Origin of the sequence: Streptomyces sp. NPDC088400, from assembly GCF_044753355.1 — a bacterium.
Classification (GTDB): domain Bacteria; phylum Actinomycetota; class Actinomycetes; order Streptomycetales; family Streptomycetaceae; genus Streptomyces.
Genome location: NZ_JBIVMZ010000029.1, coordinates 1 through 17,637 on the forward strand (window position 1 = coordinate 1; position 17,637 = coordinate 17,637).

The 17,637-nt window shown below is 63.0% G+C and carries 11 protein-coding genes; 4 read left to right on the forward strand and 7 right to left on the reverse strand.

Annotated features, from left to right (window positions below; all coding sequences use genetic code 11):
* Nucleotides 1-749: 749 nt before the first annotated feature.
* Nucleotides 750-5,357, reverse strand: coding sequence for an NB-ARC domain-containing protein (locus tag ACIQD6_RS36025; RefSeq protein ID WP_401891257.1), 4,608 nt, complete (start codon nt 5,355-5,357; stop codon nt 750-752).
* A gap of 314 nt (nt 5,358-5,671) precedes the next feature.
* Here ACIQD6_RS36025 and ACIQD6_RS36030 point away from each other — a divergent pair, with 314 nt between their 5' ends.
* Nucleotides 5,672-6,892: an SAVED domain-containing protein gene (locus ACIQD6_RS36030; RefSeq protein WP_401891259.1), complete on the forward strand. Its 1,221-nt coding sequence runs from the start codon at nt 5,672-5,674 to the stop codon at nt 6,890-6,892.
* 18 nt (nt 6,893-6,910) lie between these two features.
* On the opposite strand, the gene ACIQD6_RS36035 is transcribed toward ACIQD6_RS36030, so the two are convergent.
* From ACIQD6_RS36035 to ACIQD6_RS36060, 6 genes are all read right to left on the reverse strand, one after another.
* On the reverse strand, nt 6,911-8,662 hold the full coding sequence (locus tag ACIQD6_RS36035; RefSeq protein WP_401891262.1) for a ThiF family adenylyltransferase: 1,752 nt from the start codon (nt 8,660-8,662) through the stop codon (nt 6,911-6,913).
* Entirely contained in the window at nt 8,659-9,648 is a 990-nt protein-coding gene (locus ACIQD6_RS36040) for a cyclic GMP-AMP synthase DncV-like nucleotidyltransferase (protein WP_401891264.1), read from the reverse strand. The genes ACIQD6_RS36035 and ACIQD6_RS36040 overlap by 4 nt, the downstream gene beginning before the upstream one ends.
* Before the next feature lie 477 nt (nt 9,649-10,125).
* Nucleotides 10,126-10,593: an ImmA/IrrE family metallo-endopeptidase gene (locus ACIQD6_RS36045; protein ID WP_401891267.1), complete on the reverse strand. Its 468-nt coding sequence runs from the start codon at nt 10,591-10,593 to the stop codon at nt 10,126-10,128.
* A gap of 37 nt (nt 10,594-10,630) precedes the next feature.
* On the reverse strand, nt 10,631-10,951 hold the full coding sequence (locus tag ACIQD6_RS36050; protein ID WP_401891270.1) for a helix-turn-helix transcriptional regulator: 321 nt from the start codon (nt 10,949-10,951) through the stop codon (nt 10,631-10,633).
* 230 nt (nt 10,952-11,181) lie between these two features.
* A complete protein-coding gene (locus ACIQD6_RS36055) occupies nt 11,182-12,393 on the reverse strand; it encodes a Shedu anti-phage system protein SduA domain-containing protein (protein ID WP_401891273.1) in 1,212 nt (403 codons plus the stop codon).
* A gap of 424 nt (nt 12,394-12,817) precedes the next feature.
* Complete coding sequence (locus ACIQD6_RS36060) at nt 12,818-13,294, reverse strand: hypothetical protein (RefSeq protein WP_401891276.1); 477 nt, start codon at nt 13,292-13,294, stop codon at nt 12,818-12,820.
* A gap of 2,327 nt (nt 13,295-15,621) precedes the next feature.
* Between ACIQD6_RS36060 and ACIQD6_RS36065 the strand changes: the two genes are divergently transcribed.
* From ACIQD6_RS36065 to ACIQD6_RS36075, 3 genes are all read left to right on the forward strand, one after another.
* Nucleotides 15,622-15,924 (forward strand): hypothetical protein, encoded by a 303-nt coding sequence (locus ACIQD6_RS36065; RefSeq protein ID WP_401891279.1) that lies wholly within the window; start codon nt 15,622-15,624, stop codon nt 15,922-15,924.
* 215 nt (nt 15,925-16,139) lie between these two features.
* A complete protein-coding gene (locus tag ACIQD6_RS36070; RefSeq protein ID WP_401891282.1) occupies nt 16,140-16,388 on the forward strand; it encodes a hypothetical protein in 249 nt (82 codons plus the stop codon).
* Entirely contained in the window at nt 16,385-16,786 is a 402-nt protein-coding gene (locus ACIQD6_RS36075) for a DNA-binding protein (protein ID WP_401891284.1), read from the forward strand. Before ACIQD6_RS36070 ends, ACIQD6_RS36075 begins: the two co-directional genes overlap by 4 nt.
* Nucleotides 16,787-17,637 lie beyond the last annotated feature (851 nt).

Genomic DNA, 17,637 nt, shown 5'->3' on the forward strand with positions numbered 1-17,637 from the left:
TTGCGGTGGTCACTCCAGCGACCACCACGACTCCCGCCGCGAGGCAAGAGCGGCTCAAGACGCTCCCACTCCGCGTTCGTCAACGCCCCTCGTCCAGTCACATGACCGAGCCTGGACCCGCACACCAAGCCCTGTCACCAGATCCGAGAAACAGAACCTAGCCGCGCTCAATGCCATGCGCCGCGAGCACCCCGCCCTGGTCCACGGCCTCTACACCTACCTCAGCGTCATGGGGCTCCTCCTCGCCCTCATCGCCGCGACGGCGGTCCGGGTATAAGCGCCGCGCGACGCCGCCCGTTGGGGATAGGACGGCGGAAGGAACCCCTCAGCAACTACGCGCGCAACGTGCGACGCATCCTCAACCCGCCCCCACCTAACCTGGCCGACCGCCTCCACCTCCTCCTGGGCAGAGCAGAGAACGCCTGGTGCCAGCACATCACCCAGCGCGAACTCTTCCGGCAACTCGACGCCCTACGAGATGCCATGAAACACGCCGCACCTCGCGAATCCCTGACACCGGCGACTGATGCGAAAGTGCGGGCACGCCTCGCGCGCCTGGTTGCCGACCACCACGAGGCCACCGGCCGTCGCCCAGGTCCGCCCTGGGGTGCCCGATGCTCGGAGGAAGAAGCACGCACCCAACCGCTGGGTTACGGTCTCTATGGGCCCGGAAAAGTGAGCACAGCGCTCTAAGACGCCAATGCTGGCCCGCCCCGTGCTGAACTCTGATGGCACCATCACGCCTTTAGTCACGTCACGACTGCGCTCCTTCCACAGCAGTGCTTAAACTTACGCCCGGTACGCATCATGCATGGGCAGGGCGCATTCCTGCGTGGACGTACCACGTCCAACGGAACGCTGCCGCCAACGGCTTGACCGGATTCCATCGCGTGCAGGAGGTAGGAAATGTCATCGGCGGCCATGCCTTGGAGATTTCGGCCGATCACGATGATCAGCGTCCCCTCGCGCGCTGCCCGGTACCAGTGAGGGAAGAAGTTGAGTGGCATGCCGCGCAGCAACGCCCCCGAGGGCCCAGAGACCGAAAGTTTATGGCCCTCCAGGCTGGCGCGTACATCGCTATTATCGACTCGTGAAATAGTTCCGAGGTTAAGCGCGTCGCCGTCCTTCAGGCCGTCGAGGAAGCTCCGAAGGTTAGCGAACCCAGCGGTAGCATGGCTATCCAGAACTAGATCTCGGACAGACCCATCGTCGGTTGATCCCCATCCGCCATAGCAATCAACAATGATGCCTGCCTTATCGCCTCCGAACAGAATGCACTCTACCTCGGAGATAATCTTAGGCTCCTTGGGAGCTTTGCTGAGTTGGATCACCCGAGAGGCAACGCAGTGTGGGTGTGCGAGACGCACCAGCAAGTGCTCCATCTCCGGGTGCCGGAACAGGAGAAGCTCGGCCTCGCCGACTTCGTCAATCACCAGCTGGCACGCTTCGCAGTTCTGCCGAGAGTTCGCAAGCCGGGCTAGCATTTGCGTGATGTCCAGGCCACCCAGTTCACGATGAACGGATGGAGCGATATTGACGCGCCGTGCGTCGGCAGTGGTCTCCAGCCTCGGATGCTCATCGCTGGCGGGGATAGGCAGGTTCCGAGCGACGGTCCGCAAGCGGGTCCGGATGGATTCCAGGACTCGGCGGTCAAGCAGATTCTGCGCACCGAGCAGATCGTCGATCGTAGGCTCAGTAGTTTCGGTTTTATCTTCGGCATGAAGACGGGCGAGCTCAAGGAGTGCCTCCCCTGCGTCCGACCAGCCTCCGATGCGCTGATGAACACCGAAAGCGTCACGCGCGTACTTCCGGGCAGTGTCAATCTGGCCGAGAGCATGACATGAGCGAGCCAGGTTCATCAAGCAGGGTGCCAACAAGGTGTCGTCGTCAAGTTCTTCGATCAACGTGTTGGCTTTAAGGAATTCTTCTAGGGCCGAGGAATTTTCGCCAGAATCAGAATAGCTGACACCGATATTGACGTGGATAGCAACTTCCAGCGAGCGCATCCCCAACTGCCGAGCCGTCGGCAATAGATGATTGAGGTCGGCAACAGCCTGATTTGGGTCGTCTCCATGCAGGAGAGATACGGCAGCCATCGTCTTTGCAGTGAGTAGGATATGCAGATCCATTTGCGCTTTGGCGAGCTCCTCAGCCTTGCGGTATTCGTTTAGCGCCTCGAACCACTCCTCATTGCGAGCGTGCATGTTCGCGAGCGCCATTCGGGTACGTAGGAGGGCCGAGGCGTCTTTGGCACGTTCGCATGCATCAAGCGCCCTGGTGATCATGGTCTTGGCTTCCGTGTGGAGGCCGCGACGTGAGTAGAGGACTGCGAGCGCTCGGTGTGCTTGAGCCTTGGTGTGTGGCAAGGCGTCGCTTGAGGTGATGGAGACGACCTGCTCCAGCATGCTTGCACCTGCCTGCCATCGCCCTGAGACTAGGAGGGCTTCCCCCAAAGCAGTCCTCGCCTGTGCCGTGGCCTGCTTGTGCTCGGTGTGCTCCAGCAGACTGACGGCCTCGGTGAGCAGCGTCACGGCTTGGCCGATTCTTCCCGTGTGCCATACGAACTCGGCATTCTTCTGCAGAATTTGTGCTACCACGACAGGGTTTCCGGTATGGCGGGCCATATCTTGGGCTTGCGCAAACTGGGATTCCGCTTCGCTAACGTGTCCGGCACCTCCTTGATAGGCGGCCAGATAAGCGAGCGCTTGGGACGCGTGTTCATAATCGCCGATACTTCCCGCCAAGTGCACGCAGTGGCCCAGGTGCGTGGCAGCTGTATCGATCTCTGCGCGCCCGGCGGCCTGGCTTCCCAAACGGTATAGGGCGCGTACCTGGCCTTGGATATCTCCAGTATCCCGGTAAATCGCCAGAGCAGCCTCAATCGGGTCACCGGGGGCGGAATCTGGTCGTTCTTGCAGCGGCGTGTCGCCGAGTGCCATCAGAGCTGTGGCCTGCCACGCCCGGCTGCCAACAGCGCGAGCAAGTTCAATATCTCTAACAGCTTGCTGCGCGGCCTCGCCCATTCGGCCTTCAGCGCGAAGTAGTGCACTGAGAGCTCCGCGGCTACCCAGGTCTGCCGCAGTGTCCGTATTCGAAAGGCTGTGGCTGTTGCGCAGATACTTTTCAGCCCTGCGCACCTGCCCGACGGCGAGGTAGGCTTGGCCGAGGTTGCCAAGGGCCTGCGACAGCACCTGCCGGGATTCAGAAAGGCGCCAATACGGCAATCCGTGGCGCAGATAGGGAATCGCGTCGCGGGCACGGCCGAGGTTGATGAGCAGAGAGCCCATAGCTAGTTCCGCAAGGAGCATCAAATGCAGGTTGCCGGCGACGTGGGCAGTACGGGCCGCTTGATGGAACAGGTCAGCTGCGTGCTGGCTGTCCCCGAGGTGAGCGGAGGCCAGGGCAAGGTTGTGCAGGGCAGTTGCACTCCAGTCGGGCTTGTCGGAGCGGGTGCCGGCTTCGAGCACACACTGGTAGACACGTTCGAGGTCAACCCAGCGGCTTCCATGCCACAGGCTAGCCGTGAGGTCCGCCGCGAGTACGACGAGCGGGTCCCAAATCTGGCGATCCCGAGCCAGTTCGACTAGGGCGACGGCACCTGGCCGGTCGGCCTGGAGTTGCTGCAGGGCCTCGACGTTGCTCGGCGCAGGGTCGGTGGCTTCCTTATCAGTAAAGCCGATTGATTCCGCAGCCGACTGTGCGCGTGCGGCAGCCATCAGGCAGGCGTGCCGAATGGCGGTCTCACGGCTCTCCATCGGAGCCGACGCGGACTTGAACCGGGCAAAGCGGTGCAGGATCTCATGGAAGACGTAGCGGTCCTCGCCAACTTGCTCAATAAGGCTCAGCTCGAACAGTTCGTCGAGGAGCTCAGTTACGTCTTCGGTCCGGATTTCGGCGATCTGCTCCCGAGTGGCTCGGGCTGCTCCGGCGACATCGGCGGTAATGGACATGTGCGGCAGCATCCCGAGCACTGTGAACAGGCGTGCCTGATCCGAGTCCAAATCGACGAAGCTTCGTTCGAGTACCGGTTGGATCGCAGTCTGCCCGGCACGCAAGGCTCGCAGTCCGTGGTCAGGACTTGCGATGTCCCGGAGATACCGGTCCGCGTCGACTTTCGGACGCCTCGCGAGGTGAGCAGCTGCGATGTGCAGTGCGAGGGGATGCCCGCCGCAGGCATTGGCCAGATCCGACACCTGGGCGTTGGTCAGCCGTGACGGCCCGACGACAGTCTTCACGAGCGTCTCGCTGTGCCCAGTCGGCAGAGGGCCGATTTCGACGCAGCAAACCAACCCAGCGAGGCCGCTGAGCTTGGCCCTGCTCGTGCCCACCAGCGCGAAGGGGCCGTCCATTTGCAGCACCTCCAACAACGCCTTCTCCGAGACGATGTCGTCTACCAGCAAGAGGACCCTTTGCTCAGCCAACGTCGCGCGCAGGAGCGCGCGACGTTGGCCCATCTCCTCCGGGAGCGGGTCACCGATCGGCAACAGGGCCTGCAGGAGCAACGACACCAGGTCGGACTCGGACCCTTCGCCAACAGCAAGGGCCAGGTCGAGGTGGTACTGCCCATCGGGGTAGTGCTCTTGTGCCAGGTGTGCCAATCTCAGGGCCAGAGAGCTCTTGCCGATGCCTGGCCCGCCAGTGACCAGGACTGAGCTCGTGCTGCGGAGATCGGGTGCCTGCAGGGCTGCCAGCCCCTCGGCAAGTGCCGCCTCTCGCCCGATCAACTGCCGCAGTTCCCGCGGCAGTCCACCGCCCCCCGTTGGTCCAGAGGACCTTCGCGCTGCTTCCAGGCCCTGAAGCTGCGCCTGCATACGGGCCAAGACGTCTCCGGGTAGGACCGTGTCAGCATTGGCGCGACGCACATCCTCGTTGTTGTCAAGGAGTCGGCAGATCTTGTCGTAGTGCCACACTTCCCATCCCTTGAACGGGAGGTTCAGTTGATTCACGCGCTCACGCAGCGCTTCGTGGACACGGTCGATGCCCCCGCTGCCTGGAACGGCAGACAGGACGACGTTAGTGGTGATCAAAAGGTAGTCGGGAAGGCGCCCCCTGCGGACTCGGTTGGAGGCGGGATCCCCCCACGCGTCCAGCTCTGACTTGATATGACCGATTAACCAATCGGCGTCCTTGCCCGGACCTTCCGGTCGGCTGCGGAACTTGGCCTGCAGAACGCCATAGCCGGTCCATGGCGTATCCGGGTTCGGGAAGCCCGTCAGTCCCTCGAAGGTAGCCTCTCGTCCGCCGTCTGGCCCGTCCCCGAAGATCTCGACGGAAGCCCCCAGGGTCTGCAGGGCAAGGGCTTGGGACAGTTCCTCGAAACGCCGGGCGCCAAGGCCGGTTAGTACGTAATCGGTCATGCTGGCCATCATCGGGCATGTCACTGACATTCCGACGATAAGGCGCATCGCACGGGGCCCGTCCCAACATCCCCTGGGATGACCCGCACAGACTTAGGCGGTTGCCGCGGAGAGGCCGGGGGCCGGCCTCTCGGACCACTCACACCGTTGCCCCCCTTCTTGAGGAGCACATGTCCCGCAGTGCACCGAGCCGATTTCCTGAGACCCCGGCGTAGACAGGAGGTTCGCTACTTTCTTCACAAACGGATGCCTGGGCGGGCATGTCAGGGCGTAACGTCGTGAGTCCGTAGCCGGCTGGGACACGGTAGGAAGCCATGAGCACGACAGAACGCTCGCAGCGCGGAGGCGCCATCTCCACCCTCGTGCGACAGGAGGTGTGGGTACGCGCGGGTGGCCGGTGCGCTATCTGCAACCGATACCTCCTGGACGGGGGAATGACCGCCAGGACTCTGCGGTTGGGCGAACTCGCTCACATCGTCGGCAGGCACAACAACCCTCTCTCACCGCGGGGTGTAAGCGAGCTAGACGACCGGGAATCGGCAGACAACCTAATGCTGGTCTGTGCGGACGAGCACAAAGAGTTCGATTCAGTCGAAACTTTCGATGTCTTCACCGTGGGTGTACTCAGAGAACTCAAACGCTCGCACGAGGACCGAATCCGATACGTCACTGGGCTGAACGCAGACCGCACAACCACCGTGCTTCGGATGGTTGGCCAGGTCCACGGCCACGAGGTCGAGTTGTCGAGACAGACGGCGGCAACCGCCGTAGTTGCCGCGAAGCGGTACCCGTTGTTCTTGGAATCATACTCTCGGCACGGTATTGAGATTGACCTGCGACCGTTGCCTGGTGAATCCGTCAGGCGGCCGAACGTGGCATGGGATGCGGGAGAGCGGAGCCGTTCTTACTACCGCCTCGCCACAGCGGTGATCGATGACGTGATCGAGCACCAGTTGAATCGGGGGATCTCCAGCGACAATGTCAGACACCTCAGCGTCTTCGGCTTCGCCCGGCTGCCGTTGCTTGTCCACCTCGGCTCCCGTCTCGATGACACGGTACCCACCGAGATCCATCAACGCCACCGCCACGACGAATCCTGGTGCTGGCAGAACTCGGCTCCCGTCGTCGATTTCGCGACCCGTCTCGACCACGCGGCCCCGCACGGGCCTGAGGAAGTTGTCGTGTTGAGCGTCTCGGGCACTGTCAACCTGGCAGAGGTACCCGCAGAGCTTAGGAGCCTGCGCCGTTACGGGATCAGCCCCGCAGCGGTGCCTAGTGCTCCCGATATCCTCGCGCACCGAGGTTCGTTGGAGAACTTCATCTCCTGTCTCCGCTCCTTCCTGGCTGCTTTGGAGTCAGCCCCTACGACCGTCCGTCGGCTCCATGTGCTCCCGGCTCTCCCGTTGTCCGCAGCCATAGCCCTCGGTCGTCTCCATCACCATCAAGTACATCCCGAGTTGGCGATCTATGAACGGTTGAATGGCAGGTACTGGCGCACCTTGGATATCGGGCTTAGCAGGCAAGGGGCAGACTGAAGCTTCCGACGGGCCAGGTCAGGTGTGCCGGAGGAAGCGGTGGGCTGGCCCCCCGTGCCCGCTCGGCAGGGCGCAGAGGTGTGTACCGGAAAGCTGCGCGCTCAGATGGGGGCCCAGCAAAGTGACCAAGTTGGCGGCCACCGAGGCCATGTCGGCGGCCGAGCCGTGGAAAGTTGGCACCGAACAGCCCCGCGTTGGTACCAACTCGTCGCCTTCCAAGGGTTCCTGCCACAACGAGTGGTAGAGCTCCAGTTGCGGATCGCCGAGGACTGCGGGTCCGACCTGTCGGTCTACAGCGGCCGGGCCAGCGCTGTTGCCGAGGGTAGACACTGCCAGGATGCCAAGGCTCCCGGTCCGTACATCGGTTGCGATCTGGGCAAGGACGGCACTTCGGTCGGGATTGCTGGCGAGCCCGTCAAGAAGGCGACTGACGGAAACACTCACCGTGGCGTCGATGATGACATCTGCAGTACTCACGGCCCGCGTGGCTGCTTCGAGCGAGAGCCACGGTATGACCTTCACGATGAGACCATCACTGATGCCGCTGAGGCGGCGAGCCAGTGCGTCAGCCTTGGCGCTGCCGATATCGCTCTCGGTGTAGTTCTGGCGGACGAGTAGGCCGCCGGTGATGGTTCCGGGGTCGCACAGGGTGATCTGAGTGACTCCGGCGCGGGCGGCGAATTCAGCTGCCCAGGATCCGATGCCGCCGCATCCCCACACGTGAACGTTCTTGCCGCGGAGTGAACTGACGGGCCGACCGGTATCCCGTCGAGTCGTTACTGCCGGGCGTTCGTCGGACATCGTGCACCACTCGATGGGAGCCTCCAAGTCGAACGCGCTGAGGCTGTGCGGGACCGCGGCGGCACCGTGCTGTTTCATCTTCTGCCGAAGGACGTTGGCGGTCAGCGGGGCCAGGCGACCTCCCAGCAGATGATGAGGTCCTCCCGCTGGATGGGGCACGGCCAAGACGAAGTACTGCGGACTGTCATGTGGACTCTTGGCAGCGCCGGCCGCGAGAGCGGTCAGGAAGGCCGCAGATCGATGGGAGAGGGGCGAAAGCCGGGTCGCTGTGTTCTGCTCGAAGAACTGTGCGTTGAAGAGTGCGCCCAACGTCGCGAGGGTGGTTCCTGCCCCGTATGGCAGATAAGTCGTGGAGGTGAGGACCGGCACTGGTATCTGGTCCTCACCCTCGTGCTGATAGGTCAGGTCCAGTCGGTCTGATGTCCTTAGCTTCAGCCACCCAGACTGGAGGGTCCGATCGGAACCAGACTCGCGGACCACGATGGTCGGCGTGCCAGGGGTCCGGTGGAGAACCCCGCCCACGGCGTGATACATCGCTGTGGACGCGTTGAAACGGCCAGATGAGGCGTCCGCCAGCCAGTCCCAGAGCCTGTTGAGAACGGCGGTGATGCCGCCCACCGGATCCCATTCACGGGAGGGATCCAGGTACAGGCACAGCCGTCGACCTTGCAGCACGTGCGGATGGCCGGCGAAGCGGTCGTGACCGACCTCCACCATGGGAGGCAGTAGCGAGTCGTCGGATACGACCACGAGGAAGTCTTCCTCGCCCTTCAGCGGCAGGCCCGCCTCCTCTGCGGTCAGCCCAGCGGTGTACAGCCGTAGCCCGAAAACGACGAGACCGCTGTCAGTTGCCACGGGCCGGTCAGTGATCCGCAGATCGTGTGGCTGCTGGGCCGCGAGAGCCCTCAGGTCGCTCAGGACCTGGGTCTGCCACGGTGTCAGGCTCGGCCGCGGCTTGCGTTTGGTCATCCCGCGCGCCCGGTCCTGGTCACCGTCGTGATGGCAGGGGCCGGTACGAGGAACTTGGAACCGCCCGTGGTGACCGGTGCCTTGAAGCGCTCTCCGAACACCTCTTGCCACAGCCGAACGCTTGTCGCCGGATCGGTCTCCTTGTAGGCACTCTGAATCTGTGCCGCATGGACGTGGATACGGTCGCGGAAGTATGCGTAAGTGGTCTGGTCCCACCGGTGATCGAAGGTCACCCCCGAGCCCGACGGATCAGGGATGGAGGGCTTGTTGGGGCGCTGCTGGAGCCAGTCGTCGAGGTCGCTCACGATGTGGAGCAAGGCGGTGGGGACGTTGCTGTAGTAGCCGGGGTCGGCGGGCTTGTAGAACTCGGAGACCCGCTCACCGAGCAGAGTGGTAAGGATGATCGACCTGGTGCCGGTGAAGGATCCCTTGTGGTCGCGCAAGTACTTCATCAGCCTGATGACCTTGCGGAGGTTGCCGCCTGCGATCGTGTCCTTCACCTGCATCCAGGCTGTGAAGCCGGCAGGGTTGGTCTCCTCCCACCGGTCCTCGTCGCGGTTCACGATGACCTCGCGACCACTGGCGAGCCGCACGTAGGGAACGATGTCGACGTGCATCGAGTTCGCGTAGCTGAGCTGGACGCACCGACATTTCCGCGTGTGTGGCATGTCCTTGTAAATGCTGTGCCGGTGGATCGCGGCGTAGACGTTCTCAATGTAGAGCTTGGGACTGTGGGCCCAGTCGGGATTCTCTTTCATGTCAAGCATGAAGTCGGCGTCGAACTCCTTGGCACCGATCGGGTTGATGATGGTGCGCTGGGCCCATGACCCTTGAGGCTTCTTGCCAAGAATAAGGCGACCGAGTTCCTTGTCTGCTTTCAGCGCCTCGTAGATCGTGGTGACCCGCAGGTCCAGCAGGTTCAGTTTTCCCTGGCTGAGGTTGACGACTGCCTTGAGGAAGGCGTCGAAGTAGCCGACGTGCTGCATCTTCTCTCCTCCTGGAGAGTCAGGGTGTCAATAGCTGACGCGGGAGTTGGCTGATCAGCGCCGTCAGGTACTGCCCTGGGTCTGTGACGAACGCTGTATTCGCGCGGCCGTATCGGGGCTCACCATTCGGACGTCGCCGCACCAAGCACGGGGGGAAATTGCACGTCAGATGAGTTGAGGACATCGGTCAGATGTCTGTTCTACGGTCCGCAGGCGATGAGGGCAGGACAGATTCAGTCGACTGCCTTGAGTAGCAAGCGTCGGGCGGGGCGATTGACTCCAATGCCACCCGACAGAGAAGCCCACACCTGTGGACTTGATGCACTCCTTCCCCTTGAACCTCGACAGTTCTTGGGCTGCTGATCAATCACAACACAGAGATGATGGGAGATGCAACATAAATCGAGGGACAGTTTCACTGACATAGAATCTCAAGCCAGCCACACGGCTCCCCGCCCATAGGGGTGTCCTCGACGATTAGTGGCCAGGGCCCGAGATGATCCCGAGGTTCATCAGACGATAATTCATGGCAACCTCGCTCATTTTGAACTCGCGGGAGAGGCCCTTCACCAGCTCCTGCACATTTCGGAACCGCATGCTCCAGACAGCCTCGCGCACCATCGCCTCGGGAGCCAGCAGGGCAGAGGCGAACCGATTGGCCTCGATCTCTTCTCGATCGGTGGCCATACTGGAGACCGTGTTGCGGTAGTTGATCCGCGTGTCCGTGTCCAGGATCAGAGGGCGCCCCCGGTGCATTCGCAGGTGCCCAAGTTCATGGGCAATGGTGAATCTCCTGCGCACTGATGGGTGACTACGGTTCACCCCGATCACCCGCTCGCCATCCCGGCGCAGCAGCATGCCGGACACGTCATCAGCCATATCCTGCGGCACGACTAGCACCCCAAGATCTCGTGCAATCCACTCCGGGTCGATGGGTGCGGCCAAGACTCCGCACGACTCCAGTAGAGCCTTGGCCGCAACGTCAGCTCTGGCCATCGTCTACCCGCATCTTCTCGGCCGCAGACAGCACGGACGCCACCTCGGCGGCCAGGTGTTCGGGGAGATCGCCGACCTGGCCCCCTTGCCCGAGCGGAGGCAACAGATCAGCCGGCTCCACATGCAAGGCTGCGGCGATTCGTGCAAGGCGGTAGGGAGGAGGTACCTGAGTGCCCGACTCCATATTCGTGATCGACCCACGCGACAGCCCTGCCTGGCGGGCCAAGAGCTCCTGCGTCAACTCAGCCCGCTGCCGTGCCGCCCGGATTCTTCGCCCGACGGCCGCGTTAAACGCTTGCTCGTCCACACTGCTCCTCACAGATGTCAGCCACGCTGACAACCTACTGCGCATTGCCCAGCTTCACTACCAATCGATTCGAACATTTGCCTCATCCTCAACCCGATCGCGTGCTTGCCCAAGGGGCATCGGCATCTACTGCGTCCGCTTGGACACCGACAGCGCACACGAGGTTCCCCCGTCCCTCTGCCGTTCGTATGGCCCTCTTCCTCACCTGCGGCCGAGCAGCTTCGAAGAAGCTAGGCCGTCGGCGTGCTGCCGAGGGAACGTTCCGCGTTGTCGATCAACTCCTTGTAGGTGAGCACCTCAACGCGATTCAGGTGGGTGTTGAGTGTGCGCAACGCCTCGTTGATCGATTCCTCGGGAACGGAGGGTTGTACCAAAGGGTGCCCGATCAGCACCATCGCGCTTGCTCGGCGGGTTTCAATGCCAAGATCTTCGCGGAGCCGGTGGCGGTTCTCGTCCAGGCCGACCAGGTAGTTCACGGCTTGGCCCACGGCGTCGTGCACTTGGGCCGTAGGAGTCCATGATCCGTGGTTCTTCTTCACGAGAGGGCCGACGAGGCTCATGGCCCGCTTCAACTCGATCACGTGCAGAGCCCCGTCGTGGCGGATCAGAGGAAGATCGACTTCGTCCCCTGGCACCAGCCGACGATGAATGGCTTCCCCCACGAACCGCCCGCCGAAGATCCAGTGCTGTCCCTCCAGGGCGCGCTGAAGTGCGTGTTCAGACGCAGTGGGGTCCTCCACGACCTTTCGCAAGGCCGCCAGGTCGGACGAACGCCGGTGCAACTCCGCCGCTCGGAGGACCATTTGACCCTCAGTATCTGCCGCAAGAAGGGCGATGGCCCCCGGCGAGGTGGTAATTCGGCGAGCAGCTTCTGCTGGGTCCTCGATGTCCACCCGCTCCTGGAGGACGCGTTGCAGCCAAACTGCCATCTCCGCGCGCCCACGGAGAAGGCGATACCGCCCCGGACGGTCCTCGGGCGCGTCGAGGAACCGCGCATCCTCCGACAGCAAGTAGAGGTGGGCGATCAGATCGTCCACGTTGGCGTCAGGATGCTCCTGAACGTACTCACGACCTGCCTCCGCAAGGTATTTGAGCTCGATCCCGAGCATGTTTCCCACGTACTTTTCTAGCCTCTTATTACGAACGCCATCCTGGAACAGGCGATGGCGCTCATGAAAATCAGGTTGAAGGATCCGCCCCTCGGCATAGTCCAGTGAGTCCTGGACCAGCCGTACGACCTGCCACTCGCCGACGTCCGCTGCGCGTTGGCGGGCCGCCTCCAGCAGGTAGATGAGTACCTTCCCGCCCCGGCGATGTCCTCCCGTCCCACTGTTCATGTGGTCTCTTGCCGATACGAGGGCTACCTTCACGTCCGGATTGACGGCTTCGCTCAACACAAGCTTCAACTGCAGATCAAGGGAAAAATCCGACCTTACGCTCATGGTTTTAGTCTGCCGTAGGGGTCTGACAGCGAGCCCTGACCTTGGCTATGCCATGTCACCTGCCGTCATAACAGCGCAATCGCTCCTAGCTCAGAGCGGACAAACGTTCACGATCACAGAGGACTCGTCCTGCGCTCGGCGTCACCTCCTGACAGTCCTCACAGTCTCGCGCCAGGCCGAGACAACGGCACCGAAGTCCAACATCAGCTTTTGAACCTGGCAAAGCAACATCCGTGCAACGCGCAGTGCGACAACCGCTCCGAGCCCCAAAACGATCCACCGCATCGGCAGCCTCCTCACGTCGAGCACCAGACTGCTCTCTGCGAAGACCTAAGTCAGCGTCCAAGTGGACGCTCCTTGTGATTTGGCAAACTCGCTCTTCGTGACTTGCCGCTTCTGTAGGCGAGGACCACGGTCACCGGGCTCACTCTGTGATGCCACCGCTCATTCGCCGGGGAAGCCACTGCCAGTCCTCCAGGGCACCTTGGAGCAGTTGCTGCAGGCGTTCCTGGCCGTCGACAATGAGTACGTCCCGCAGGCAGGCGCAGTCAGTCAGGCTCCGGTTGCCGACGACGCAGACGTAGACGCCGGCGATCTGCAAGCCTCGTGCCGCTGCGGAGAGTTGGGCGTCGACGGGTAGCGGGATCCTGCGCGCCAGTTCTTGCGCGAAGACCCGCTCGACCTTGGGGCGCCCCAGCAGCGCGAAGAGACCGCCTGCGGCACGGCCGACGACATCGTGCAACTGGTCCTTCCCCAGCAGGATGCTGCGAGCCAGCAGGGCGAGATCGTCACAGCCTCTCCTGCTGTGGCGCTTGACCAGCCTGTTCCAAGAGTCGCCCGAGGCGTAAGCGACCGCGCGCTCAGCGATGACAGCGGTGCCACCACGCTTCACTACGTCCAAGGCCGCCCTTGCCGGCCCCTCAACCCTCAGACGCTCCCCAGCGGGCCGCGCTGGCGGCCGGGAGGTACGTGGGGTCGGGATGGCAACCCGAGACATCGGAGGGCGCGGTACTCGCCGCGGCGCCTGGGCACGCTTGACAGGTCGGCTTCGAGGCGTAGGGACGCGGCCCGCCGGCTTGCCCACATGGAGATAACAGCGGGTGTCCGGGCGACTCACTCGCCTCTTGCACAACGTACGGTCCGGCTTCTGCGCACGACATCGATAAACCATGTCGAAAGCCTGAAGACCCGCCTGGAACGGGGGCAAGCATGCCTATTTGGCCAAGCAAACGGGTTGAAAAGCTCGCTGACGCAGAACAGCAGCCTGCCGAGCCGGGGGCACGCCGTGGAATCGCTCTGGCCAAGTCCGGACAGTGACGAATCGGGGCAGGCTCCGGATGAACAGTTCGAAGGCGTGCTAACGCCAGCGCAAGCGGTGGAGGTGCTCCGGATCTTTCGCGAAAGCACACCGTCCCCACGATCTTGAGCATGAAGTGCGTTGCCATGCTGACGCGACTAGCCGAACCGCCTCCGCAAAATGCGCCGTCACAGACCCAGCCCCGTGCCAGCCCTTCAGGGCGGTACGCCAAGGTCAGAAGCGGTCAGTCCAACCGGATCCAGCGCAGCTCGTAGACCCAAGTAATACCTGGCCGGAGCCCTGGGGTGCTCCAGAACGCCGTTGATTCCCAAGCTCAGAGCGCGAGTTCGATTCTCGTCACCCGCTCCATGAAAAAGCCCCAGGCCAGCGGTCGGGGGCTTTGCTGTTGTCTCGACCTCTCTAAGCTTCTTGCACCGGATCCGCACCGGAAGGCTTGCCCACTGTCCGTGCGACCTCTCGCGCGCGGCCCGCACAAGATCGGCCGGCCCACTCGCGGCCTCCTACTGACGCCCAAGGTCGGAGTGCTGGTGGATCAACGACGCCTTCTCGGACGACTGGCCAGCCCGCACCATCGTGTCCTTGAGGGTGGCCCCGAAGCGGGTCGCCAGGCTTTGCCCGGTGTGCCGGAGATCGTAGAATCCGAACCCCACCAGCAATGCCAACGCAGCACGGGCTTTGCGCCACTTGCACCGCTCCCCATGAACAACAACCCGTCCTGCCCCTCTCGGCGTACCAGTCGAGGTGACGTTCCAGGTCCCTCTGTAAGGACCCAGGGAGGACCACGATCCGCTTCCCGGCGTCCGACTTGGTGTCGCCGTGGCTGCGGCGGCCTGTCGCGAACTCCGGAGCAGCCATGCGGACGCGAATGGTCAGCTCGTCGAGGTCCACGTCCTTGCGGCGCAGCCCTGCTTGTTCCTCCGGCCGGAATGGACCGTACGCCCCGAGGAAGAGCATCAGTCGCCAGCGCGGCCCCAGCCCATCGGCGAGGACATCGACCTCGATCTGTCGTTCCACCGCACCTCCCTCTCCAGGACCCCAGATGCGGCAGGGGTTGCGGCGGATGAGTTCATCGTCGACCGCGGTCTCCATGACGGCTTTGAGGAGCCGGTAGGGCTTGGCAACGGTCGTGGCTGCCCCCTGTCAGCGCCAAGCGCTCGGTGCGCGCGGGCGCGGTGATCTGGTCCAGGTCCGCATCCTCTCCACATGCGTGTGGGGTCGACGGCGCACGGGATGGGAGCCGGGATAGGTGGTGGGCAAAGTAGCTTCGCTCAAGGCGAAGCTCAAACTGTCCTCAAATTCATGTAGACCCCCGCACCGCTCCCGGATAATTGCGCCCCAGCCATAGAGCCCCCGGGAAGGGTCAATGGAATTTCTTTATAAATCTTTTGAGCCCATTGAGGCCGGCGTGACACAGCCTTGGCTTGCCATTCCCCTGAAGGTCGCTGTCGTTGCCGTCATACTGCTCGGCGCACTCACAGTCGCCCGGTTCTTGGCCATCAGATTCTGGGCGATAGTGAGCGTACGCGTCGAGCGGCGGATTTGGTATTCAGACGTCCTGGAATCTGCCAGTGAGATCGGTGCTCGCATGGGGAATCCCGACTGGCGAAATAATCTACCGCGCTCGTGGGCCAATCTGGGGCGAAGGAGCCCGGCTTGGCTCCTTCGCTATTCGATAGCACGTCGCCTTGTCAGGCAAGTCTCTGCGGAGAAGCTCGAAATGATGACAAAGAGGAGGAACACTCTAGAGCAGTTGTCGCGGATACCGAAGAGGGTCGTAAATTTTACTTCTCGGCGATCCTTGGTTCTCTCGCATCGGGCGCAGCGGTGTATCACTATGAGCGCCCGGGGAGAACTAGGGGTGACCTCCAGATCATTGCAGATGAAATTCCCCGAATCGCAGACCAGAGGACATGGGCGCCGATCCTGGTCCTGGCTGTCGGAGTCTTCGCATTCACTCGAAGCGGAAATTTTATGGACAGGATCAGGAACGTCTCGAAACCAAGGAACGCCACTTCGGACGCCTCGCGAAAAAAGATGATCGCGACGACGGCGAACTTGATTCGAAGCTCGTCGAGGAGTCGTACCATCTGGATGACCTGATCCTGCAGAGCAGGTTGGCGCACTGCCAGTTGCAAAAGATCAAAAGATTCCTGCTCCAGCGTCTGCGCGGCACGTCGCTAACGAAACTGGTCAGTGCCGTAGGGCATAAATAACTGGCGCTCGGCGCGACCGTCGGTGCACTCACCTTCTGTCGGGTGCCCGCTCGGCCGACGCCACGCTAGCCGGGTTGACCGACGCCGGGGCATCGACCCTGCGCGCCCTGGTCCAGCGAGGCGGACATCTTTGGCACACGACAGAGCGACGTTCCCAGTCGGAGCTCGGGCGCCAATCACGGACAACCTCACGCATACTCCGGTATGCTCCAAGTATGTCATCGACGACTCGCATCACCGTCACGCTCCCCAGCGACCAGGTGGCGGAGCTCCGCAAGCTCACGGACAACGTCTCCGGCTACGTGGCGGAAGCCGTAGCCCGCCAGATTCGACACCAGCTCCTGGGCGACGACCTCCGCCGCCATGAAGAGGAGCACGGCCCCTTCAGCTCCGAGGAGCTCGCCGAGGCCCGCTCGAAGATCTTCGGCGGCGGTGGCTCCGCTAAGAGCGCGGACGCCGCGTGAGCGAGCGCATCGAGACCGTCGTCCTGGACTCGGAAGGACTGTCCGCCTGGGTCGCGCAGGACCGCAAGCTCCTCGCCATGCTGCAGGTCTTCCACGACATGGGAACCGACCTGGTGATCGGGGCCAACACCATCGTGGAAGTCACCCACTCCCGCACCAACATGCCCCGCCTGAACTGGGCCCTGTCCCGTGTCAAGGTGGAGCCGGTCACCGAACATGCGGCGAAAGCGGCAGCGGAACTCCCCAAAGCCGCTGGACTGCACGGACACAAGTACGCCATCGACGCCACAGTCGCCGAGGTAGCACTGCGCCAACCGAAACCGGTCGCCCTCCTGACCTCCGACAGCGACGACATGACCAAACTCTGCGGCAACCAGGTCCGCATCATCCCCCTTTGACCCGTCGGCCCATCCGGAGCACTCGCCTTGGCTGGACCCGTTGCGCTGTCGGCCCACGTGCCCCATCCGCGCCCAGCAGAGCGGACAACAGCGGTCAGGTACGGCTCCCAGGGACCGCAGCCAACCATCCCGACCGACGCAAAAGCGCAGTTCAGGGCCTCTCCTGCAGCCCAAGAACCGCTGATTCCCAAGCTCAGAGCGCGAGTTCGATTCTCGTCACCCGCTCCACGACGAAGGCTCAAGTCAGCGACTTGGGCCTTGTTTGATGTCCAGCCCAATTCGACGGTCCACTCCGCACCGTCCCGTACCATCTCGGCCCCGGGCGACAGATCCAGCACACGGCTGCCGACCTCATGTCATCGTTCCCTGGGCTTGCGCACCCATGAGCTGTCCACCAGCGGCACCACCAGGTCCACCCCGAGCCGGCGGTGCCAGATCAGGGCAACAACTGAACCCGAGCCAGGGGCTCGTAGGCGCTGGCAGTGGCGAGTTCGCCGAACGTCAGACCGAACCGCCGGCGGTCGTTCTCCCACCTGATCAACGTGCGACAGCCCGCGGCGTCAGGCCGCAGCAGTTTCGCCTGCGGCTCGGCCACCTTCACCTGGCATCGGCCCGTCAGCGTCGTGGTGTCCGGGTCGCACTCGGGCTTCGGCTCACCCGGCCTCGGCCGCAGCCGATCGCCGCTGCTGTGGCGGTCGAAGATTCCGCGTCAAGGCGCCCTGCTCGGGTGGCCGGCCCAGGCGGCGTCGAAGTGTCGGGGGGTGTCTCTATGTCCTTCGTCAAGGACGTGGTGCCTGGTGTGCGGGTGTTTGGGATGGTCATGCGGCGAGGGTGACGGTGGGGTTTCTGGA

What these genes read in the sequence shown, in the direction of transcription:
- ACIQD6_RS36035 (WP_401891262.1), bottom strand. Translation starts at nt 8,662, where the DNA reads ATGACCAAACGCAAGCCGCGGCCGAGCCTGACACCGTGGCAGACCCAG.
- ACIQD6_RS36055 (WP_401891273.1), bottom strand. Translation starts at nt 12,393, where the DNA reads ATGAGCGTAAGGTCGGATTTTTCCCTTGATCTGCAGTTGAAGCTTGTG.
- ACIQD6_RS36025 (WP_401891257.1), bottom strand. Translation starts at nt 5,357, where the DNA reads ATGACCGATTACGTACTAACCGGCCTTGGCGCCCGGCGTTTCGAGGAA.
- ACIQD6_RS36070 (WP_401891282.1), top strand. Translation starts at nt 16,140, where the DNA reads ATGTCATCGACGACTCGCATCACCGTCACGCTCCCCAGCGACCAGGTG.
- ACIQD6_RS36030 (WP_401891259.1), top strand. Translation starts at nt 5,672, where the DNA reads ATGAGCACGACAGAACGCTCGCAGCGCGGAGGCGCCATCTCCACCCTC.
- ACIQD6_RS36040 (WP_401891264.1), bottom strand. Translation starts at nt 9,648, where the DNA reads ATGCAGCACGTCGGCTACTTCGACGCCTTCCTCAAGGCAGTCGTCAAC.
- ACIQD6_RS36065 (WP_401891279.1), top strand. Translation starts at nt 15,622, where the DNA reads ATGGGCGCCGATCCTGGTCCTGGCTGTCGGAGTCTTCGCATTCACTCG.